This window comes from Flavobacterium sp. (assembly GCF_031411595.1).
In the GTDB taxonomy this organism is placed as follows: domain Bacteria; phylum Bacteroidota; class Bacteroidia; order Flavobacteriales; family Flavobacteriaceae; genus Flavobacterium.
This window is the reverse complement of record NZ_JANOBI010000040.1, coordinates 1-22,330: the sequence shown is the minus strand read 5'-3', so window position 1 is coordinate 22,330 and position 22,330 is coordinate 1. Positions and strand designations below refer to the sequence as shown.

The 22,330-nt window shown below is 37.8% G+C and carries 17 protein-coding genes and 1 pseudogene; 13 read left to right on the top strand and 5 right to left on the bottom strand.

Going from position 1 to position 22,330, the window contains the following annotated elements:
• Window positions 1–4: 4 nt before the first annotated feature.
• Complete coding sequence (locus RMO03_RS09540) at window positions 5–2,278, bottom strand: cation:proton antiporter (protein ID WP_309641872.1); 2,274 nt, start codon at window positions 2,276–2,278, stop codon at window positions 5–7.
• A 185-nt stretch (window positions 2,279–2,463) separates the two neighbouring features.
• On the opposite strand from RMO03_RS09540, the gene RMO03_RS09535 reads away from it, so the two are divergent.
• From RMO03_RS09535 to RMO03_RS09520, 4 genes are all read left to right on the top strand, one after another.
• Window positions 2,464–4,824: an MMPL family transporter gene (locus RMO03_RS09535; protein ID WP_309641871.1), complete on the top strand. Its 2,361-nt coding sequence runs from the start codon at window positions 2,464–2,466 to the stop codon at window positions 4,822–4,824.
• A gap of 202 nt (window positions 4,825–5,026) precedes the next feature.
• Window positions 5,027–6,460: an asparagine--tRNA ligase gene (gene asnS, locus RMO03_RS09530; RefSeq protein WP_309641870.1), complete on the top strand. Its 1,434-nt coding sequence runs from the start codon at window positions 5,027–5,029 to the stop codon at window positions 6,458–6,460.
• Between the two features lie 141 nt (window positions 6,461–6,601).
• Window positions 6,602–8,068, top strand: a complete 1,467-nt coding sequence (gene rpoN, locus RMO03_RS09525) for an RNA polymerase factor sigma-54 (protein WP_309641869.1) — start codon at window positions 6,602–6,604, stop codon at window positions 8,066–8,068.
• 19 nt (window positions 8,069–8,087) lie between these two features.
• On the top strand, window positions 8,088–8,693 hold the full coding sequence (locus tag RMO03_RS09520; protein ID WP_309641868.1) for a hypothetical protein: 606 nt from the start codon (window positions 8,088–8,090) through the stop codon (window positions 8,691–8,693).
• On the opposite strand, the gene RMO03_RS09515 is transcribed toward RMO03_RS09520, so the two are convergent.
• Window positions 8,688–9,389 (bottom strand): porin family protein, encoded by a 702-nt coding sequence (locus RMO03_RS09515; protein ID WP_309641867.1) that lies wholly within the window; start codon window positions 9,387–9,389, stop codon window positions 8,688–8,690. The two genes, RMO03_RS09520 and RMO03_RS09515, sit on opposite strands and share 6 nt — an antisense overlap.
• Before the next feature lie 117 nt (window positions 9,390–9,506).
• Between RMO03_RS09515 and RMO03_RS09510 the strand changes: the two genes are divergently transcribed.
• The 4 genes from RMO03_RS09510 (at window position 9,507) to RMO03_RS09495 (ending at window position 11,867) form a co-directional block, all read left to right on the top strand.
• Window positions 9,507–9,830, top strand: coding sequence for a 2TM domain-containing protein (locus tag RMO03_RS09510; protein WP_309641866.1), 324 nt, complete (start codon window positions 9,507–9,509; stop codon window positions 9,828–9,830).
• A 14-nt stretch (window positions 9,831–9,844) separates the two neighbouring features.
• Window positions 9,845–10,327 (top strand): dihydrofolate reductase, encoded by a 483-nt coding sequence (locus RMO03_RS09505; protein ID WP_309641865.1) that lies wholly within the window; start codon window positions 9,845–9,847, stop codon window positions 10,325–10,327.
• Window positions 10,328–10,423: 96 nt separating this feature from the next.
• Window positions 10,424–11,155: a bifunctional demethylmenaquinone methyltransferase/2-methoxy-6-polyprenyl-1,4-benzoquinol methylase UbiE gene (ubiE, locus tag RMO03_RS09500; RefSeq protein ID WP_309641864.1), complete on the top strand. Its 732-nt coding sequence runs from the start codon at window positions 10,424–10,426 to the stop codon at window positions 11,153–11,155.
• Between the two features lie 7 nt (window positions 11,156–11,162).
• Entirely contained in the window at window positions 11,163–11,867 is a 705-nt protein-coding gene (locus tag RMO03_RS09495; RefSeq protein ID WP_309641863.1) for a porin family protein, read from the top strand.
• Here RMO03_RS09495 and RMO03_RS09490 read toward each other — a convergent pair.
• Window positions 11,854–12,591 carry an RNA methyltransferase gene (locus RMO03_RS09490; protein ID WP_309641862.1) on the bottom strand — a complete coding sequence of 246 codons (738 nt, stop codon included), beginning with the start codon at window positions 12,589–12,591 and terminating at the stop codon, window positions 11,854–11,856. The genes RMO03_RS09495 and RMO03_RS09490 overlap by 14 nt on opposite strands.
• Window positions 12,592–12,629: 38 nt before the next feature.
• Between RMO03_RS09490 and RMO03_RS09485 the strand changes: the two genes are divergently transcribed.
• The 3 genes from RMO03_RS09485 to accD all read left to right on the top strand — a co-directional run bounded on the left by RMO03_RS09485 (window position 12,630) and on the right by accD (window position 17,212).
• Window positions 12,630–15,176, top strand: coding sequence for a BamA/TamA family outer membrane protein (locus RMO03_RS09485; protein WP_309641861.1), 2,547 nt, complete (start codon window positions 12,630–12,632; stop codon window positions 15,174–15,176).
• 47 nt (window positions 15,177–15,223) lie between these two features.
• Window positions 15,224–16,291: a class II fructose-bisphosphate aldolase gene (gene fbaA / locus RMO03_RS09480; RefSeq protein WP_309641860.1), complete on the top strand. Its 1,068-nt coding sequence runs from the start codon at window positions 15,224–15,226 to the stop codon at window positions 16,289–16,291.
• A 66-nt stretch (window positions 16,292–16,357) separates the two neighbouring features.
• On the top strand, window positions 16,358–17,212 hold the full coding sequence (accD, locus tag RMO03_RS09475; protein WP_309641859.1) for an acetyl-CoA carboxylase, carboxyltransferase subunit beta: 855 nt from the start codon (window positions 16,358–16,360) through the stop codon (window positions 17,210–17,212).
• A 147-nt stretch (window positions 17,213–17,359) separates the two neighbouring features.
• Here the strand turns inward: accD and RMO03_RS09470 are convergent, their stop codons facing one another.
• A complete protein-coding gene (locus RMO03_RS09470; protein ID WP_309641858.1) occupies window positions 17,360–18,616 on the bottom strand; it encodes an ABC transporter permease in 1,257 nt (418 codons plus the stop codon).
• 169 nt (window positions 18,617–18,785) lie between these two features.
• Between RMO03_RS09470 and RMO03_RS09465 the strand changes: the two genes are divergently transcribed.
• Window positions 18,786–21,083 carry a GH92 family glycosyl hydrolase gene (locus tag RMO03_RS09465; protein ID WP_309641857.1) on the top strand — a complete coding sequence of 766 codons (2,298 nt, stop codon included), beginning with the start codon at window positions 18,786–18,788 and terminating at the stop codon, window positions 21,081–21,083.
• A gap of 66 nt (window positions 21,084–21,149) precedes the next feature.
• Here the strand turns inward: RMO03_RS09465 and RMO03_RS09460 are convergent, their stop codons facing one another.
• A complete protein-coding gene (locus RMO03_RS09460) occupies window positions 21,150–21,827 on the bottom strand; it encodes a hypothetical protein (protein WP_309641856.1) in 678 nt (225 codons plus the stop codon).
• A gap of 283 nt (window positions 21,828–22,110) precedes the next feature.
• Here RMO03_RS09460 and RMO03_RS09455 point away from each other — a divergent pair.
• Window positions 22,111–22,330: pseudogene (locus RMO03_RS09455) on the top strand (bifunctional phosphoribosylaminoimidazolecarboxamide formyltransferase/IMP cyclohydrolase PurH); the annotation flags it as partial.

Genomic DNA, 22,330 nt, shown 5'->3' with positions numbered 1-22,330 from the left:
AGTGCTATGGCTTCAAAATCAAAACCGACGGCACATTACTGAGCCAAATACTTTGAGAATCGACCAATTTTTTCCAGCTTTCTAGACTGATAATCATCAAATCTTGTTTGGCTAGAAATTCTTTTTTCATGATTCTGTCTTGCAATAAAGTCAGGTTGTTTGGATATTTTTCTTCTAAAGAATGCACGGCACTTTCCAACACAAAATTGGTTTTAATCATGTTGTTGCTGTCCAAAACTGAAATATTCGAATCGTTGTTGTAGATTAATTTCTGGCAATAATCCATCAAGAAAGTATCTTCGGAAAAGAACAATGGAATGAATACATTTTTAACTTCTTGCAATTCTTTATCGATTAATATGCCAAGCGGCATTTTACTTTTCGAAATGATTTGGCGTGTTCTTTCATCGAAAGGCGAATTCTCGAATAAGCCTTCTTTTCCTGTAAACTTATCAATCAAACGATCGGGATTGATGATTCTTGTTGTAAACCCAAGTACTTTTCCGAGCAACGTACCTTCAAAAATCGATTTCCCTAAACCAACCAATAACAAATCGTAATCGCCTTGATTCGCAATGTCGGCAATGTCGGTTTCTATATCTACGGTGGCTTTGAATATCGTGGTGATTTCCTGTTGCAGCAATTTCGATTCTTCTAAAATCGGCGAGAATCGTTTGCGCTCTTGTTCTTCAAGATTGAAAGAATGCATTTCATCACTCAACGACAAATGCATCGCGGTAACCGTTGAAGTTTCTTGTTGCTTATTCACTAAACTATGCGCCAAACGCAACAACGATTTCCCCTTTTCGTTATTTCCGAAGGAGATTAATATTTTATATTTATTTTCAGTGTCATCATCATCTTCAGGAATATAAACATCTTTGGATTTGAATACATAGTTGATTAAATCTAAAGCCGGGCCTGTCATAAAAGTGGTTACCAAGGCCATAATCACCATCATGGTAAAAATTTCTGAAGTCAATACGCCCAAGTCGAAACCGATGTTTAATACGACCAATTCCATCAATCCGCGTGTGTTCATCAAGGCACCAATGGTTAAACTGTCTTTCCAACTTTGGCCTACGAACTTGGCAGCGATGGCGCTTCCTAAAAATTTTCCGGCAACGGCAACGAGAATAATAAAACCGGTAATCTTCCATAAGTACGGATCATTGATCAATCCGATTTGGGTTCTCAATCCTGTAAAAACAAAAAACAACGGCAGTAATAAAATTACAGAAACATCTTCAACTTTATTGATGAAAATCGCTCTGAACTTCGCAATATCAGGCATAATCGCGCCGGTCATAAAAGCGCCGAACAATGCATGAATTCCAATAATTTCGGTAACGTATGATGATAAAATTAAGGTCAAAAAGAAAATAGCAACAACGGGTTTGTTTAATTTATTTTTCGTTCCATATAAATCTCCGATGCGTTTCAAAAATGGTTTCACTACAAATATCATCATGAAAACATACACTAATGCAAGTCCAATAATATATAATGAACTCACAAACGAACCCGCTTTAACAATCGCAATAACAGCAGCTAAAATACACCAAGCCGTAATGTCGTCTGTGGCAGCGCAAGTAATTACTATGGTTCCGATTCTGGTTTTATGAATGCCTCGTTCCTGAACAATTCGCGCTAAAACCGGAAATGCTGTGATGCTCATCGCGATACCCATGAAAAGACTGAATGATAAAAACTCGATGCCCACTGGCGCAAAACGATGGTATACAAAATACGCCAAACCAATGCCTAGCGCAAACGGAATGATGATGCTTGCGTGGCTGATTACTAAAGCTTCGTTGGCTTTGTTTTTGAGCACTTTCAAGTCGAGTTCCATACCAATCACGAACATGAAAAGTATCAACCCTATTTGACTTAAGAACTGAAGATTCCCTAGTGATGCCACGGGAAACAATGCATTTGAAAATTCCGGGAAATACATGCCAAGCAAAGAAGGCCCGAGCACTATACCCGCGATGATTTCACCGATTACTGTCGGTTGCCCAATTTTCCGAAACATCCAGCCGAAGAAACGGGCGACAATAATAATCGTAATAATTTGTGCTAGAAGAATCGCCAAAGGATGTTGCACATTATGCAGCAAGGACGTTAAAAATTCCGACCATTGTGTTTTGTTCGAGTTGACAACCACTATTGACCGTCCGGCTTCAAGGAATTTCCCTTGTGCCAGAATCCAATAAATTAAGGCGGAAAAACCTCCTGTAACAATGATGTAAAAAATGGAATTTTTAAAATTCTTCATAAACCTATTGGTATTACTTTTTGGGCTTAATCCACATCAAAGATGCGAAACCAAATATATAAATTATAACCACAAAAAAAATAGTAACGGAAATTTAATATCATCAAAAAAAACAAATAAATCTCACCCAATTATGAAGTGTTTTCTCTTGTTTTATTTACCTTTGCCACTTCTTTGCATCATTTATGAAAAACACTTTAAAAGTCGGATTTTGGGAATTAATTGCCCGAATCATACTTAAAAACAGAATCGCCATCATTGTCGCTATTGCCGCTCTTACGCTATTCCTTGGATTCCAATGGCGCAACTTAAGCATGACGTATACTGAAGCGAATCTGTTGCCTAAAAAACACATCGTCAACCAACAATATCAGGATTTCTTAAACAAATTCGGCGAGGAAGGCAACCTCATCGTCATTGGTTTTAAAGACAAAACTTTCTTTACGCCGAAAGCTTTCGCAGCCTGGAATGAGTTGATGACCGAGCTTAAAAATTCCAAAGAAGTTGATTTGGTGGTTTCTTTGAATGATTTGAAAAAACTTAAAAAAGACACGATTGCTCAGAAATTCCAATTGGTTTCATTGATTGATCAAAGCCAAACTGACCAAGCCGAATACTTACAAAAAATCAAATACGAACTGTTTCATAAATTGCCATTTTATGAAGGTTTGCTGTTCAATAAAGAAACTGGGAGCATTCGATCGGCGGTTTATTTAAAGAAAAACATCGTCAATACCGAAGCGAGAAAAACCTTCATCATTGAAAATCTCGTTCCGAAAATTGAAAAATTCGAGAAAGCCACGAATATCGATTTGCGTGTTTCGGGTATGCCATACATTCGAACGATTAATGCTGAGAATATGAAAGGTGAAATTGCGCTCTTTATCGGCGCGGCGTTATTCATCACCTCATTCATTTTCTTCTTATTTTTCCGTTCATTTCGCGCGACCTTCATCTCGATTTGCATTTTGCTTTTGGGCGTGATTTGGTCTTTCGGAACCTTGGGGTTTTTCCATTACAAAATCACGATTCTAACCGCTATTATTCCACCTTTGATTATTGTCATCGGCATTACGAATTGTATTTTCCTGATCAATAAATACCAGCAGGAAATCAAGATTCATCAGAATCAAGCCAAGGCTTTGCAGCGTGTGATTTCGAAAATTGGCGTTTCTACGTTGATGACCAATTTGACAACCGCTGCAGGTTTTGCGACGTTTATGATTACGGGCAATGATTTGCTTTTCGAATTTGGTTTCGTGACTTCTATTAATGTGATTACGGTGTATTTATTGACGCTGTGCATTGTTCCGATTGTCTATAGTTTTATGCCTTTGCCTAAAGAAAAACACTTGTACCATTTAAGCAAAAATTACATTTCTTCGTTTTTGGGTTGGGTTGAAAATATCGTCAAATTCAAACGCAGTCGCATTTATATTATTTATGCAATACTGCTCATATTCAGTCTTATCGGCTTGATGCAAATGAAAGTTTCGGGAAGTTTGATTGGCGAAATGCCCAAAAGCGCATCGTTTTTTAAAGACATTCTTTTTTATGAAAAGGAATTCAAAGGCGTCATGCCATTAGAAATCATGATCGATACGCAACGCAAAAAAGGCGTGATGAAATTATCGACCATGAAAAAAATGGACGAATTGCAACAAACCATTGCACAAATTCCGGAATTGTCAAAACCGGTTTCGGTGGTTAATTTGGTGAAATATTCGAAGCAGGCTTTTTACAATGGCAATCCTGATTATTACGAACTGCCGACTTCTCAAGAACAAACATTCATTTTGTCTTACGCTAAAAATGCGACCAAGAATACCAAAGACAATCTGATGAAAAGTTATGTTGATTCGACCGGACGATACGCGAGGATTACGACTTTTATGAAAGATATCGGCACCGAAGATATGGCGCGCGTTGAGAAACAACTCAAAACCAAAATCAATGCAATCTTTCCTGAAGACCGCTATAAAGTAACGTTGACCGGAAAAGCATTGGTGTTTCAAAAAGGCACAACGTATCTCGTAGACAACTTAATCGAATCGTTGATTTTTGCGATTTTTATGATTGCGGCTTTGATGGCGTATTTGTTTCGTTCGGTTAAAATGGTTATGGCTTCGGTGATTACGAATATACTGCCGTTGTGTATTACATCGGGCTTGATGGGTTATTTTGGAATTCCATTAAAACCATCAACGATACTGGTTTTCAGTATCGCATTTGGAATTTCGGTCGATAACGCCATCCAATTTATGGCGAAATACCGACATGATTTAATTCAAAATAATGGGCGCGTGAAGAAATCAGTTTTTAGTGCTTTGCGCGAAACGGGTATCAGTACATTTTATACATCTGTTGTGTTGATTTTCGGTTTTGCGATTTTCACACTGTCGAGTTTTGTCGGCACGATTGCTTTGGGTGGACTCATATCATGCACTTTACTGTTTGCGATGTTCGCCAATTTGCTTGTCTTGCCGGCTTTGGTTTTGACGTTTGAAAAAAAGAAAGCTAAGAAAGAAGATTACGCTGATGATTAACCCACAGCCCTAGCCCCGATAGAAGGGAAAATCCTTGGCATTGGGAGATTGCCGCGCAAGCTCGCAATGACAAGATTGGAATGATAGCGGGATTAGCTTCTAAAAAACAAAACCTGAAAAAACAGCAACAGATTCCTCCTTCGTCGGAATGACAAATTCGATTATATTTGCAATCTGAAATCTGAAATCTAAAATTTTCACAATGAAACATACAAAAGTAAAAGACTTACTGCAAAGCAACGCCGCAATCAAAGAAGTTAACGCCAAAGGTTGGGTAAGAACTTTTAGAAACAACCAGTTTATTGCTTTGAATGACGGTTCGACTTTGAACAATATCCAATGCGTTGTTGATTTTGAAAACACGCCAGAAGAAACATTAAAAAGAGTGACCACCGGAGCCGCGGTTTCAGTTACGGGTTCGCTCGTGGAAAGCCAAGGTGCCGGACAAAAATATGAAATTCAGGTTTCGAAACTGGAGATTTTGGGCGATTCGGATGCGGAGAAATTTCCGATGCAACCCAAAAAACATTCGCTCGAATTCTTGCGTGAGAATGCGCATTTGAGAGTTCGTACCAATGCGTTCGGAGCCATTATGCGTGTGCGTTCGGTGTTGTCGTTTGCGGTGCATCAATATTTTCAAGAGAAAGGTTTTGTGTATGTGAATACGCCTGTGATTACTGGTGCGGATGCGGAAGGCGCGGGTGAAATGTTTCAGGTGACTTCGTTGCCTTTGGACAATTTGCCAAGAACAGAAGATGGAAGCATTAATTATCGTGAAGATTTCTTTGGAAAACATACGAACTTAACGGTTTCAGGGCAACTCGAAGGCGAAACTTTCGCGATGGCTTTGGGACAGATTTATACATTTGGACCAACATTTCGTGCCGAAAATTCGAACACTTCACGTCACTTGGCGGAGTTTTGGATGATTGAGCCAGAAGTAGCTTTCAATGATTTGAATGACAATATGGATTTGGCGGAAGACTTTATCAAATATGTTGTAAAATATACCGTTGATAAATGTGGAGACGATTTGAAATTCCTCGAAAGCAGATTGGCTGACGAAGAAAAAGCAAAACCGCAAGCAGAACGCAGTGAAATGACTTTGTTGGAGAAACTGAATTTCGTGATGAACAATGATTTCAAACGCGTTTCGTATACAGAAGCGATTGGCATTTTACGAGATTCAACACCGAATAAAAAGAAAAAATTCAATTATATCATTGAGGAATGGGGCGCTGATTTACAATCGGAGCATGAGCGTTTCTTGGTGGAAAAGCATTTCAAATGTCCGGTAATTTTATACGATTATCCGGCGAACATCAAAGCGTTTTATATGCGTTTGAACGAAGACGGCAAAACCGTTCGTGCCATGGATATTTTATTTCCAGGTATCGGTGAAATCGTTGGTGGTTCGCAAAGAGAAGAACGTTACGATGTATTGGTAGAAAAAATGAAAGCACTCGGCATCGACGAAGAAGAATTGTGGTGGTATCTCGACACAAGACGTTTCGGAACCGCAGTACATTCAGGTTTCGGATTGGGTTTTGAAAGACTCGTATTGTTCGTGACGGGCATGACCAATATCCGTGATGTGATTCCGTTTCCGAGAACACCGATGAACGCGGAATTTTAATTGAAGGGACTAAGGCACTGAGGTGCTAAGGTTCTGAGGTCTAAAAAATACATTTTAAAGATTCGAATTTTTGATTAACTTTAATCCATCAACATGAGGGACTTAGTGCCATAGCACCTTAGAACCTTAGCACCTTTTCCAATGTTAAAACAATTTCTAAATCTCAAATTATCGCAGAAATTATCACCTCAACAAATTCAGTTGATGAAGTTAATTCAGTTGCCTACGCAAGCATTTGAACAGCGACTCAAAGAAGAGATGAATGAAAATCCTGCGCTCGAAGCCGGAAAAGAAGAAGACGAAGATTACGAAAAAGACGAGTTCGACAATGATGAAGAGTATGATGACTTTGACGACAACGAATCGATTGAAGCGGAAGACATCAATATTGATGAATATTTGAGCAACGACGAAACTCCTGAATACAAAACCCAAGCTAATAATTACAGTGATGACGATGACCGACGCGAATCGCCTTTGGCTTCACCGGTTAGTTTTCACCAAGATTTAATCAACCAACTCAATACTTTTATTCTGAATGATGACGAGCGTGAGATTGCAGAATTTCTCGTGGGAAGCATTGACGATATGGGTTACATCCGTAGAAGTATTGCTGATATTGTTGACGATATGGCTTTTACACAAGGTATTTACACCGATGAAAAAACCGTGGAGCGCATCTTGCACATCATCCATGAATTGGAACCTTCAGGTGTTGGCGCTCGCGATTTGCAAGAATGTTTGTTGTTGCAATTGAAGCATAAAACACCATCGGAATATGTAGCTTTGGCAACCGATATCATCGAGAATCAATTCGATGCGTTTACCAAAAAACATTACGAAAAACTGCAACAGAAATTCAATGTTTCTAATGAACAGCTTAAAAAGGCGGTGCATGAAATTGAAAAACTCAATCCAAAACCCGGCGGTTCATTTACCGGAAATAATAAAATTACAGAAAACATTGTTCCTGATTTTGCGATTCGAATTGTGGATGGCGAACTCGAATTGACCTTAAACGGCAGAAACGCGCCAACGCTTCATGTGTCGAAAGATTATCAGGAAATGTTGCAAACGTATAAGGTTTCTAAAGACAAATCGCATGCTCAGAAAGACGCCGTGCAATTTATAAAACAAAAACTCGATGCCGCGAAATGGTTTATCGATGCTATCAGACAGCGACAAGAAACCCTTTTCGTGACGATGAATGCGATTATGCATTATCAAAAGGAATTCTTCCTCGACGGTGACGAAACGAAGATGCGCCCGATGATTTTAAAAGACATTGCCGATACTGTTGGTTTGGATATTTCGACGATTTCTCGTGTGGCGAACAGCAAATTTGTAGAAACACCTTACGGCACGAAACTCATCAAGGAATTTTTCTCGGAAGCGATGAAGAACGACCAAGGGGAAGATGTTTCAACCTTAGAGATCAAAAAAATCCTCAAAAATATTCTCGAAGAAGAAGACACTCACAAACCATTTCCCGACGATCAATTGGCGGAACTTCTTAAAGAAAAAGGTTATCCGATTGCGCGAAGAACCATCGCAAAATATAGAGAACAGCTTGATATTCCGGTAGCGCGACTGCGCAAAAAAATGTAATCTTGTTAAAATTATTGCATTGAAAAAAATCCTGCCGTTTTTCTCCTATCTATTTCATCCGCTATTTATTCCGCTGTTTGGAAGTCTTTTTTATTTGTATGCACATGACAATTATTTCGAACCTTTTGCGAAATTTTTAATGCTCGCCCAAATCATTCTGATTACGATTTTGGTGCCAATGACATTGCTTTATTTTTTGAAAATTATTGGCAAAGTCGATTCGATTATGGTTTCTGAAACTTCGCAGCGCAAAATTCCAATGGCGATTCAGCTTTTTTTGATGGCGATGTTGCTCTTTAAAAGCATTACTTTAGAAAACACACCTGAATTGTTTTATTTCTTTTTTGGTGGTATGACGAGTACTTTTTTAGCGTTGTTTTTTTTGTATGTCAATATGAAAATCAGCATTCATATGATTGGTATGAGCTCACTAACCGCTTTTATTATTGGATTGAGTATTCACGATTATTCCAATTGGATGTGGTTGATTGCTGCGCTAATACTAATGAATGGCGTCGTAGGTTCCTCACGTTTGCAAATGAATGCGCATACGGGAAAAGAGTTGGCGATTGGATTTGCGATTGGATTGATTCCGCAACTCGTATTGTGGCGACTTTGGTTATAGAATGTAAAACATCAAACCGAAATGCAACGCTTGAAATTTGATGCTTTCGCCATTATCGACCACTTTCGCGGATGATTTGAATATTGGTAAAATGCCGTAATAGGAATAAAAATTCCAACTATTATGTCCGGCAGCAATGTAAAGTCCGACTTGAAATTTATTAAAATCTTTATTATTCGATATTCTGACGCTGTATAAATCATCGATATAAATCGATCGGTTGTAGAGCAAATAACTGAATTGAATTCCGGAATAAACACGCCAAAACTTATGGCTTTCCGGACCTGAAGTACGCCATCTGAACTCAATCGGAACATCCACAAAAAGCTGTTCGAATTTGTTTTTTTTATAATTGGCGCCGAGAACCGTTGTAGAATAAACCGGCGTGCCATTCACTTCAGTGATGAATAAATTTTGAAAATAATTATTATACGAAAAACCCAACCCCGGAGCAATGGCCACATTTCTCTGCTTGTTGGTCGGAAAATCTCTTAAAAAACCGATTTTAAAACCCGGTGAAAATTTGTTCTGGGAAACGCCCGTTGGTGTTTTTAGTAAAGTGTTGTAGGTAATCGCGCAGTAAAACTGATCTTCTCTATACAACGAATCGATAGCAATCATAGGTGCCGGCAATTTGATTTCTTGCGAGAAAACATTTAAAGTAATAAAAAACAACCCAAAAAAGAAATAACGCATCGCTCTAATTTTGTGGTTTAAAGGTAAAAAAAACGGTGACAAGTTTGAATATTAAAATGTAAATTTGTGAGGCAACAATTATGTTCTAAACCTAATCCAAACTAAAATTGAATTCATATGGATAAAGAGCAACAAGAGTTATACGAAAATGCACGCAAAAGATTGCGTCAAAAGAAGACAGTATATTTTCATTTTGTATTGTTGGTTATGGGCAGTTTATTTATGTTTATTGCCAATATTTATTTAGAATTTGGTGCTCCAAACCATTGGTATATCTGGGCTATTACGGTTTGGGTTTTTCTATTTGTATTGCATTTCATCAAAGTTTTTATCACCGATCGTTTTATGAATAAAGATTGGGAACGCGAACAAATTCAGCAATTGGTTGAAAAGCAACAAAACAAAATTGACACTTTAAAATCGAAAGCTTCTAACGATTAAACCTTGCGAATCGAATGATTATAATGATTGCGGCGGTAGCCGAAAATTTTGCTTTAGGAAAAAACAATGAACTCGTTTGGCATTTGCCAGATGATTTCAAGCGATTCAAACAACTCACGACGAATCATTACATTATTATGGGGCGAAAAACATTTGAAAGTTTCCCAAAACCTTTACCCAACAGAATCCACATCATCATTACGCGACAAAAAGATTATACGGCTGAAGGTTGCTTTGTGGTTGATAATTTATTGGATGCTTTGGCGATGGTTCCAAATGATGAAAATGCTTTTATCATTGGTGGTGGTGAAATTTATAATCTGGCAATGCCATACACTGATGTCATTGAATTGACGAAAGTGCACGCGAATTTTGAAGCCGATACTTTCTTTCCAAAAATAGATTTTTCAGCTTGGCAATTGGTTGCTGAGGAATACCATCCGAAAGATGAAAAGCATCTTTTTGATTTTACTTATGAAACGTATCGTCGCGTTTAAAATTTTCAGATTGTATAGTTTATAGTATATTTGTCGAAAATAAAAAGCTATTGATTTCAAATTTATAGTTTTAAACTATTTTTGTGAATCACCTATATGTCAGAGAATATTACTCCATACAAATCTTCTACGCTCAGCAAAAAAGAGCAAGTTGCTCAAATGTTTGATAACATTTCCGGAAATTATGACGGTTTAAACAGGGTCATTTCGTTTGGAATTGATGTGCAATGGCGTAAAAAAGTACTACAACTTGTAGCTGCTAAAAATCCAAAAACCATACTTGACATCGCCACCGGAACCGGTGATTTAGCGATATTGATGGCCAATACAAACGCGGAAAAAATTATTGGTTTGGATATTTCTGCCGGCATGTTAGCCGTAGGAAAGCAAAAAATTGCAGCGAAAAACCTCTCCAACAAAATTGAAATGATGTTGGCCGATTCTGAAGCGATGCCTTTTGAAGACAATACTTTCGATGCGATAACCGTAGCTTTTGGCATTCGAAATTTCGAACATTTAGACAAAGGATTGGCCGAGATTTGTCGCGTGCTTAAACCCAACGGAATTTTTGTGATTTTAGAAACTTCCAATCCAACAAAAACGCCTTACAAACAAGGTTATGTTTTTTATACCAAATACATTTTGCCATTAATTGGAAAATTATTTTCGAAAGACAATGTGGCCTATGGTTATTTATCGGAATCCGCTTCAGTATTTCCATTTGGAGAAGCATTGAACAATATTTTGAGAAAAAATGGGTTTATAGATGTCGAAGCAAAACCACAAACCTTTGGTGTGGCAACGATTTACACAGCTTCAAAAAATTAATATTGATATGAAACAACTCATTGCTTTCCTCCTATTCTTCTGTGTCCTTACCGGACATGCGCAAAAAGGCAGAAGAATATTTGGAAAAGATCCGTTAATCAATCTCGAAAATTTTGATAAACAACGGGTGTATTGGGGTTATTTTTTGGGTTTCAATTCTTATGATTATAAATTCGATTACAAGAAAAACGCACCGGATATCAATGTCGACAGAACAATAGGATTTAGCGTTGGTTTGGTGGGCGATTTAAAACTCATGGAATATATTAACCTGCGTTTCGAACCTGGATTGTTTTATACACAGCGAAATTTAACATATACAACACTAACAAAACCCATCGACAGAGATCGGGAAGTGCCTGCAACTTATATTCATTTTCCAATTTTATTAAAATTTTCTTCGCAACGTACCGGCAATATTCGACCTTATCTTTTAGGCGGATTTTCATTCACCAAAAATCTTTCGAGTAACGAAACAGCGACGGATGACAATGCACAACAAAAATTCCGTGTGAAAGAATGGACTAAAAATTACGAATTGGGTTTTGGTATCGATTTATATCTTGAATATTTTAAATTTTCGCCATCCATTCGCGGTGTGTTTGGACTCGAAAATGAACTCATTCCCGACAACGACCCCAACAGTCCATGGACAGGAAATGTGAATTCGATGAAAACCAGAGCGATTTTAATCAATTTTACTTTTCACTAAAACCACGGCGAAATTCACTCAGAACAATCGCTGCTGCTGAAGCTACATTTAAACTTTCTGTTTGTTGAAATTTTCCAAAACGTGGAATCGTAATGCGATTTTTGATGGTTTTCTCAACATCTACAGAAATTCCGTTGGCTTCATTGCCTAAAACTACAATCGCTTCTTGCGGTAGATTTTCTTTATAGATATTGTCGCCCGACATAAAAGTGCCGTAAACCGGCAATGTGGCTTCGGTCAAAAAATCATTCAAATCTACATAATGCACTTGCACTCTGGCGATAGAACCCATCGTAGCTTGAATGACTTTTGGATTGTAGATATCGACGGTTTCTTTGGAGCAAACCAATTGTTCGATGCCATACCAATCGCACATGCGCAGAATCGTGCCGAGATTTCCAGGATCTCGAATATCATCGAGTGCTACGAGCAATCCTTTTTCAATCATGGGTTTCAATTCCGGAATCATAAAAACCGCAAGGCAATTGTTGGCCGCTGTTAGGGCACTTATCTTTTGCAATTCCGTTTCGGAAATTATTGTTTTTTGGTGAACAGGAACGGATTCGAAAAGCGCTTCCGTAACATACAAATGCTGCAATTCAAAATTAGATTGCAATAGTTCCTGAATGACTTTTACACCTTCGGCGATGAACATTTTGTGAATGGAACGGTATTTTTTTTGTTGCAAACTCGTTATTACCTTTATTTGGTTTTTACTAACCATAGAAAAACTGTACTTTTGAATTAAATATTCCGCAACTCTTGAGAAACGCTTCGACAAAAATATCATTATTTATTCTAATAGGAATCATTCTCGTTGCTTGTAATACGCTTAAAAGAGTTCCCAAAAGCAAAAGGCTTCTGACAAAAAACGAAATTGTCGTCAATGATAAGAAAGTCAATACCGAAAACATCACGAGTTTAATTTATCAGAAACCCAATACTTCCATTGGCGGTATTCATTTGCGATTGTATTTATACAACTGGGCGAAACTCAATCATGATTCTATTTACAAATCTAAATTTATCAAAGATCCTGAAAAATACAAACACCAATCGAAGTGGTTATCGGCGAAGCAAGTCAATCGTTTGGGGAATTCTTTTTGGTATGCCGGCATTCACGAATTCTTGAGAACTACCGGAGAACCACCATCAATTTTGGACAAGAAAAGTACTGAAAAATCAAGGCTTCGATTGAAATCGCATTATTTTAATAATGGTTATTTTAATGTAAAAACTTCGTACGAAATCGATTCCTCGCGTATTCGAAAAGCTAAAATCAAATACAATGTGATTACGGGAAAACCTTACATGATTGATTCCGTCAGAACTACAATTCAGTCGCCGGCATTGGATTCGCTGTATAAAACGCAACAAGCCAATTCGTTCATCAAATCAGGAAAGCAATATCAAATTGCAGATTTCGACAACGAAAAAAATCGGATCACCACACATTTTAGAAATAATGGTGCGTTTTATTTTCAACCTACCTATGTCAATTATGCGATTGACACGCTCAATGGTAATTATAAAACGAATGTGAATCTCAAAATCGACAACTATTCATTTAGCGAAGGTGATTCAACGAAAACCCAACCTTTTAATTTGTATAAAATCAGCGAAGTCAATATTTATACGGATTACAATTCGAAAGACACTTCTGATGTAGCGGAGAAAAAAACGACCTTTTCGAATTTCAATTTATTCAGCAAAGGCAAATTAAAATACAAACCCAAAGCGATAACCAATGCGGTTTTTATCACCAAAGGAAGTTATTTTTCTGATTTGAGAACCAACTTGAGCACGCGGTATTTGACCAATTTGAAAGTTTTTAATTACCCGACCATTCGATACAAACTCGATCCGAATGACAGTTTATCGCGTTCGATTATTGCCGATATTTATTTGACGCAAAGAGAAAAATTCAGTTTTGGTTATGGAATTGATTTTACGCATTCGAACATTCAAGACTTTGGAATTTCAGGGAGTTTATCGTTTGGAATTCGCAACATTTTCAACGGTGCCGAGACTTTCGAAATCGCAACGCGTGGTAATATTGGTTCATCGAAAGACTTAGCCAATCCGAACAATCAATTTTTTAATGTTTCGGATTATGGTGTTGATATGAAGCTTAATTTCCCACGAATCTTTATGTTTTTCAATACTGATAAAATCATTCCTAAAAGTATGATTCCTTCTACGGCATTGACTTTAGGTTTTTCAAAGCAGAAAAATATCGGATTGGATAAGGAGAATTTTACGGGAGCGATGACCTATAATTTTACGTTGAATAGGACGACGACATTCCGATTTGATTTATTTAATATTCAATATGTAAAAAACATCAATCCCGATAATTATTTTAATGTATATCAATCTTCATTTCTTGCATTGAATAATTTAGCGATAAAGTATAATGCCAATCCTGGTTATTTTGAAGATGGTGAATTGACTATTCCGAGTGGTGTCAAAAGTTTTTTAAATGATATTGATCAGAATACTATAATACCTTCAACCGAAGATTCGAAAACGCTTCGAAGCATTGTCGAACGTGCGGGAAGGCTCACAGAAAACAACTTAATCTTTGCTACCAATTTTTCAGTTTCTAAATCAACAAAGAAAGATCTTTATGACGAGAACTTTCATGTCTTTCGTTCGAAGATAGAATCTGCTGGAAATTTCCTTTCATTGCTCGCGAACTTATCGAAGCAAACCGGAACACAAGGCGTCAACAAAACCATTTTCGAAGTGGCATATTCGCAGTATATCAAAGGCGAATTGGAATATGTCAAACATTGGGATTTTAAACGCAAAAAAGTATTGGCGTTCAGAAGTTTTGCGGGATTGGCCGTTCCGTACGGAAATTCTGTAAGCGTTCCTTTTTCGCGAAGTTATTTTGCCGGCGGATCCAATGACAACAGGGCTTGGCAATCCTATTCGCTTGGTCCAGGAAGAAGTTCTGCTGTGAATGACTTTAATGAAGCGAACTTTAAAATTGCGGCGAGTGCCGAATTTCGATTCAATTTCTTTGGTAAATTCAACGGTGCTTTGTTTGTAGACAGCGGCAATATTTGGAATGTTTTTGATAATATTGAAGATGAAAAATCAGTATTTAAAGGCCTTAAATCTTTGCAAGATACCGCAGTAGGTTCGGGATTTGGATTGCGTTACGACTTGAGCTTTTTTGTTTTTAGAATTGATTTCGGATTCAAAACCTACAACCCATCCGACACATCGAATAAAAAATGGTTTCGCGATTATAATTTCCCAAATTCGGTGCTAAATATTGGAATAAATTACCCTTTCTAAATTTATAAATTATTATTTTTGTACACTTAATTTTTAAACACACAATCATGGCTCACAATATAAAACCAGGTGTTGCTACCGGAGACGAAGTACAGGAAATCTTCCGTTATGCCAAAGAAAAAGCATTCGCACTTCCTGCGGTAAATGTTACAGGATCTAGTACAATCAATGGCGTTTTAGAAACGGCTGCAAAATTGAAAGCCCCTGTTATCATTCAGTTTTCGAATGGTGGAGCTGCTTTTAATGCCGGAAAAGGATTGCCGAATACCAACGAAAAAGCAGCGATTGCTGGTGGTATTGCAGGAGCCAAACATATTCATACTTTAGCGGAAGCTTATGGCGCGACGGTGATTCTTCATACCGACCATTGTGCTAAAAAATTATTGCCATGGTTAGACGGTTTGCTAGATGCGAGTGAAAAGCACTTTGCTGAAACTGGGAAACCGCTCTACAGTTCCCATATGATTGATTTGTCTGAAGAACCACTTCATGAAAACATAGAAATCTGCAAAGAATACCTCAAACGCATGAGCAAAATGGGTATGACCTTAGAAATCGAATTAGGCATTACCGGTGGTGAAGAAGATGGCGTTGACAATTCTGATGTCGACAGCTCGAAATTATACACCCAACCTGATGAAGTGGCTTATGCATACGAGGAATTGATGAAAGTGAGTCCGCGTTTTACGATTGCTGCAGCATTTGGAAATGTGCACGGTGTATACAAACCAGGTAACGTAAAACTAACGCCGAAGATTTTGAAAAACTCTCAGGATTATGTTCAGAATAAATTCAACACAGGTCACAATCCGGTTGATTTTGTTTTCCATGGCGGATCAGGTTCGACTTTGGAAGAAATCAGAGAAGGCATCAGTTATGGTGTGATTAAAATGAATATTGATACTGATTTGCAATTTGCGTTTACGGAAGGAATCCGTGATTATATGGTGAATAACATCGATTATTTAAAAACCCAAATCGGAAGCCCTGACGGACCGGAATCACCAAACAAAAAACATTACGATCCAAGAAAATGGGTGCGTGAGGGCGAAGTAACATTCAACAAAAGATTGGAGCAAGCATTCGCAGATTTGAACAACGTAAATACACTTTAAAAATTACGAATTACGAATTACGAGATTAATTCATAATTCATAATTTATAATTCATAATTATAGACTATGGCTTGGTTTAAAAGAACAGAAAAAGGAATTACGACCGCGACCGAAGATAAAAAAGACGTTCCGAAAGGATTGTGGTATAAATCGCCAACAGGAAAAATTATTGATGCTGATGAATTGGAGCGCAATCTTTGGGTAAGCCCCGAAGATGGTTTTCATGTTCGAATTGGTAGCGCTGAATATTTTCAGATTCTATTTGACAATAATGAGTTCAAAGAATTGGATGCTAAAATGACATCGAAAGATCCGTTGCATTTTGAAGACACCAAAAAATACTCCGATCGTTTGAAAGAAGTGATGGACAAAACGAAGTTGAAAGACGCTGTTCGTACCGCAGTCGGAAAATCGAAAGGAAAAGACGTTGTGATTTGCTGCATGGATTTCGCTTTTATCGGCGGATCGATGGGTGCCGTTGTCGGAGAGAAAATCGCTCGTGGTATTAATCATTCAATTAAGAATAAAATGCCATTTGTGATGATTTCAAAATCGGGTGGCGCGCGTATGATGGAAGCGGCTTATTCGTTGATGCAATTAGCGAAAACCTCAGCAAAATTGGCACAATTGGCGGAAGCTGGAATTCCATATATTTCGTTGTGTACGGATCCAACAACCGGGGGAACTACTGCTTCGTATGCGATGTTGGGCGATGTGAATATTTCAGAACCTGGAGCATTGATTGGTTTTGCCGGCCCAAGAGTTGTAAAAGACACGACGGGAAAAGATTTACCGGAAGGATTTCAGACTGCAGAATTCGTCCTTGATCACGGTTTTCTCGATTTTATTGTACCCAGAAAAGAACTGAAAGACAAGATCAATTTGTTTATTGATTTGATTGAGAATAACGAGATACGATAATTTTTTTAACCGCAAGGTTCGCAAAGATTTACGCGAGGTTCGCAAAAGATTTGAAGAGAAACCCGACAACTATATAAATTGTCGGGTTTTTTATGTTTTCTTAGTGTGCTTTGCGTAAATCTTTGCGAACCTTGCGGTAAAATCTTTTTACATTCCAGTTCTTATCGCCTCCACCGGATCCAAACGCGAAGCACTAATCGCCGGCAATATCCCCGAAATTAAACCAATAAAGGCGGAAAGTCCCGTGCCTAAAACGATATTCCAAAATCCTAATATAAATTCAAATTCGAGCGCGTTGGTTAAAACAATCGAGATGATCCAAACCAACAACAATCCAACGATACCACCAATTACCGACAAAATCACAGATTCGAATAAAAACTGGAATAAGATGAATTTGTTTTTCGCACCCAATGATTTTTGAATGCCGATTAAGTTCGTGCGCTCTTTGACAGAAACAAACATAATGTTAGCAATTCCGAATCCACCAACTAACAGCGAAAACCCACTGATAATCCAACCAATCATATTCATCTGTGACACGATACCATCAATCAAATCGGTAAAGCCCGATAGAATATTCACGAAGAAATTATCGATTTCATCTGCTTTCACACCACGCATGTTGCGCAATTTTTGGGCGATTTCAGCGCGTAACTCCGGTATGTCCGTACCTTTTTCAGGTTTGATGATAATTACAGGCAACATCGATTCATTGTTGTCACCATACAATCGACGTAAAAAATTGGTTGGTATGAACGCTGAAGTATCATCGCCTCCGCCCAACTCGATTCCAGAATCACCTTTCTTTTTCGTGACGCCGATTACTGTGAATCTTTGTCCATAAATGCGTATCATTTTATTGATAGGGTCGCTTTCATCAAACAAACCTTTAGCCACTTCAAAACCTAAAACCACCACCGCTTTTCCTGAATTCGATTCGGATTCATTAAAAAATCGCCCTTCTGAAAATTCCATGCGTTGAATATCGACAAACTCGGAAGTCACCGGAACCATATTCACATCAGACACCGTTTTCGATTCATATTTGACACTTTCACGAGGCGCAAAAAACTGAAAACAAAAATTTTCGGTATGATTGACATTCTCTTTTAAGTATTGGTATTCTTCGTAAGTTACTTTTGGAAATTGCTCCACTTTCCATCGCGGAATGTCGGTCGGACCAAAACAAACACTAGTCAAATACATCGTGTTTTTGTCTAAAGTGCTCAAATCGCTTTTAATTTTTCGATCTAAAGAATCAACCGCAGCAAGCACTGCAATGATCGAAAATATTCCTATCGTTACACCCAGCAGTGACAATAAAGTACGCAATTTGTTGGTGCGAAGCGCATTCATCGCAAAACTAAAACTCTCGCTGAGCAGTCGGAAATAGACAATCATAAGAAATTAAATTTTCGAATTTAAAGGTATGACATTAGTGGGCATGATGCTATAAACGTTACAAAAATTGAAATTTTTATGCAATTTAATCGATTGGCAATCTGAAATTCAAAAAGGATAATGAGTACATTTATGGCTCAAAAGACAAAAACAATTTAAAACCAAACTCATGAAACACTTGCTGTTTGTTATTCTTTTACTCCACATCAATTTAGTGTTTGGGCAACAGAATTTAGTTCCATATGTAAAACCCATCATTGGTTCAGAAAAAATGGGACATACATACCCGGGCGCAACCGTACCGTTTGGAGCCGTGCAATTGAGCCCCGAAACCGATACCATTTCTTATGAATTGAACGGAAAGTATAATGGTGCGGTGTATCAATATTGTGCTGGATACAAATACGAAGACAAGACTATAGTAGGTTTCAGCCATACCCATCTCAGCGGAACCGGGCATTCCGATCTTGGTGATTTTTTGATTATGCCAACCCAAGGAAAACTCCAATTGAATCCCGGAACTGCAACCAAAGCCAAAAGTGGGTTTCGTTCCGCTTTCTCTCATGTAAACGAAATTGCTGAAGCCGGTTATTATAAGGTAAAACTCGACGACCATAATATCATCGCTGAAATGACGACAACAACTCGCGTCGGAATGCATCAATATTCTTTTCCAAAATCGGATGAAAGCCATATCATACTCGATTTGATGGCTGGGATTTACAATTACGATGAAAAAGATGTTTGGACATTTGTTCGAGTAATCAACGATACTTTGGTTACAGGCTATCGACAAACCAATGGCTGGGCGAGAACACGCACGGTATATTTTGCGATGTCATTTTCGAAACCATTCCTCAATTACGGACAAAAAAATGATGATGATAAACAGCCGTACCATGGCTTTTGGGGAAAATTTGATCAATCCAAAAACTTTCCAGAAATAGCAGGAAAGAAAATCCGAATGTACTTTGATTTTAAAACCGCCGAAGCCGAAAAAATTAAAATAAAATTCGCTTTATCTTCTGTGAGTCAGCAAAATGCTTTAGAGAATATGCAATCCGAAATCAAAGATTGGGATTTTGAGAAAGTAAAATCGAGCGCACAAAAATTATGGAATACGGAACTCAACAAAATTAAAATCGAAGCATCAGAAGACACGAAGGTGAATTTTTATACTGCGATGTATCACACGTTCATCAACCCAACAGTTTATACCGATGTCAACGGCGAGTACAAAGGCTTGGATCAGAATACCCATGTTGCTGAAGGTTTCACCAATTACAGCACGTTCTCTTTGTGGGATACTTATCGTGCGCTGCATCCTTTTTTCAACATCATTCAACCTTCGCGTAATAATGACATGATCCAATCGATGATGGCACATTACCATCAAAGCACTTTGCACATGCTACCGATCTGGTCGCATTATTCGAATGACAATTGGTGTATGAGTGGTTATCACAGCGTATCAGTGATTGCAGATGCTATCATCAAAGACATTTATAAGGGCGATGCAAATGAAGCGTTGAATGCTTGTATTGCAACGGCAACACATCGAAATTACGAAGGTATTGGCACTTACATCGATTTGGGATTTATACCTGCTGAAAAAAGCGGCGTGTCGGTTTCGAATACTTTAGAATACGCTTACGATGATTGGTGTATTGCGCAATTGGCGAAAAAATTAAACCGTCAAGATGTTTATGAAACGTTTATGAAACGCTCTCAGAATTGGCAAAATAATTTCAATCCAATTACAGGATTCATGCAGCCAAAATTAACCGACGGAACTTTCAAAACCAATTTTGATGCGATGTCAACCAACGGGCAAGGATTTATTGAAGGCAACAGTTGGAACTATAGTTTTTTTGTTCCTCAAAACCCATCTGGGCTTATTGACAAAATGGGTGGTTCAACTGCTTTTGCAAATCGTTTGGATACTTTATTTTCGATGCATTTACCCGATTCGTTTTTTGCCGAAACCGAAGATATCACAAGAGAAGGAATCATTGGCGGATATGTTCACGGAAACGAACCTGCCCATCATGTTGCCTATCTTTACAATTGGACAAACCAACCTTGGAAAACCCAATTTCAAGTCAGAAAAATTATGGCGATGCAATACAAACCAACACCCGACGGTTTAGGCGGAAATGATGATTGCGGACAAATGAGTGCTTGGTATATTTTCTCAGCATTGGGATTTTATCCGGTAGCTCCGGGTTCGAATGACTATGCGATTGGGTCGCCATCCGTCAACAATGCGACATTGACTTTAGAAAACGGAAAGACTTTTACGATTGATGTGGTTAATCAAAATGCCAAGAATGTGTTTGTGCAGAAAGTGCTGCTTAACGGCAAACCATTACCGACTTTATTCATCAATTACAATGATATTATGGCGGGTGGCAAATTGACATTTCAGATGGGTTCGAAACCTAAAAAAACAATACGGTTTTTCTAGAAATTATATTTGATTTATACCAAATTAAAAAAACTGCATATTAAAGTAAAACCTATAAAATTAAAACTAGGGCTTTTTATTATCAAAAACTTTCATCATCTCTACGGCTTTATCGACCAACCCGGCGGCCTTTAATGATTCAGCGTAGCGATAAAAATATACTGGATCCAAATCTGTAGTCATGGCAAATAATTGTTCATACCATTTAGCGGCTACCTTCAAATCGCCTCCAAAGAAACGTCGATCACCCACTTTTTTAAACATATCCACAGATTTGTATCCTTTACCTAAAACCCTTTCGTAGGTTCCTAAGACATCGATATCAACATATTTCTTTTTTACTGTATCGACCACATCAAGTTTAATTGGGATGATGACAGGAACAGTAGCGGTGATGTTATTGGTAAAGTCTTTAGAGGGTTCGCTTTTAGTTGTTGATTTTACTGATACTTTTACTTTTGCATATCTTGGAGTAACAATCCTAACATTGTTGGGTCCTAGATCATGAGTAGGAATCAAACTCAAATTCGAGACATCATAGCTTGTGATATGGCTTCCAAAAGGCATGTTGATTCTTTCTTCAACATGATACGATGCGATTGGAAGATGATGCTCTGGAGTAGTGCCAGAAATGGATAGCGTGTTTTCTATTAAAGCATCAGATACATCACTGTTGGGTTGTGAAAAACAGTTTAGTGAAAAAACACTTGTTATTACTATAAAAATCGGGGCTAGATTTTTCATACTAATTCAAATTAAAGGATTGGATACATTAAGAACGTATTGCTAAATTATATACTGTTTTCATTGTTGGTTCCTTTTTTCTTTAAATAACCCCAAAAAACGTTGAAGTGCAAATTATGCCTATTCTCACTGCATTTAAAGCTAAACAATTCCTAAAAAAGAAGATTATTCCTCGGCTTATTTCTATTAAAAAAAACACCTTTTTTACGCTAAAAAAGTCTGCAAATCATCCAATCAATTCAGAACAAAAAACTACTTTTGCAGCCATAAACAACACTACTACATGAACACTACAAAAACCATCCAATCAGCACTGATTTCTGTTTTTTCGAAAGACGGATTAGAGCCCATCGTTCGCAAATTACACGAACAAAACGTTACCCTTTATTCCACCGGCGGAACTGAAGATTTTATCAAAAATCTAGGAATTCCTGTAGTTCCTGTTGAAGACGTTACCTCCTATCCTTCCATCCTTGGCGGAAGAGTAAAAACCTTGCACCCAA

Coding starts and splice junctions, on each gene's coding strand:
- rpoN (WP_309641869.1), top strand. CDS start 6,602: ATGTTAAAACAATTTCTAAATCTCAAATTATCGCAGAAATTATCACCT.
- asnS (WP_309641870.1), top strand. CDS start 5,027: ATGAAACATACAAAAGTAAAAGACTTACTGCAAAGCAACGCCGCAATC.
- RMO03_RS09495 (WP_309641863.1), top strand. CDS start 11,163: ATGAAACAACTCATTGCTTTCCTCCTATTCTTCTGTGTCCTTACCGGA.
- RMO03_RS09465 (WP_309641857.1), top strand. CDS start 18,786: ATGAAACACTTGCTGTTTGTTATTCTTTTACTCCACATCAATTTAGTG.
- RMO03_RS09490 (WP_309641862.1), bottom strand. CDS start 12,591: ATGGTTAGTAAAAACCAAATAAAGGTAATAACGAGTTTGCAACAAAAA.
- ubiE (WP_309641864.1), top strand. CDS start 10,424: ATGTCAGAGAATATTACTCCATACAAATCTTCTACGCTCAGCAAAAAA.
- RMO03_RS09470 (WP_309641858.1), bottom strand. CDS start 18,616: ATGATTGTCTATTTCCGACTGCTCAGCGAGAGTTTTAGTTTTGCGATG.
- RMO03_RS09515 (WP_309641867.1), bottom strand. CDS start 9,389: ATGCGTTATTTCTTTTTTGGGTTGTTTTTTATTACTTTAAATGTTTTC.
- RMO03_RS09460 (WP_309641856.1), bottom strand. CDS start 21,827: ATGAAAAATCTAGCCCCGATTTTTATAGTAATAACAAGTGTTTTTTCA.
- RMO03_RS09505 (WP_309641865.1), top strand. CDS start 9,845: ATGATTATAATGATTGCGGCGGTAGCCGAAAATTTTGCTTTAGGAAAA.
- RMO03_RS09535 (WP_309641871.1), top strand. CDS start 2,464: ATGAAAAACACTTTAAAAGTCGGATTTTGGGAATTAATTGCCCGAATC.
- RMO03_RS09510 (WP_309641866.1), top strand. CDS start 9,507: ATGGATAAAGAGCAACAAGAGTTATACGAAAATGCACGCAAAAGATTG.
- fbaA (WP_309641860.1), top strand. CDS start 15,224: ATGGCTCACAATATAAAACCAGGTGTTGCTACCGGAGACGAAGTACAG.
- RMO03_RS09540 (WP_309641872.1), bottom strand. CDS start 2,278: ATGAAGAATTTTAAAAATTCCATTTTTTACATCATTGTTACAGGAGGT.
- accD (WP_309641859.1), top strand. CDS start 16,358: ATGGCTTGGTTTAAAAGAACAGAAAAAGGAATTACGACCGCGACCGAA.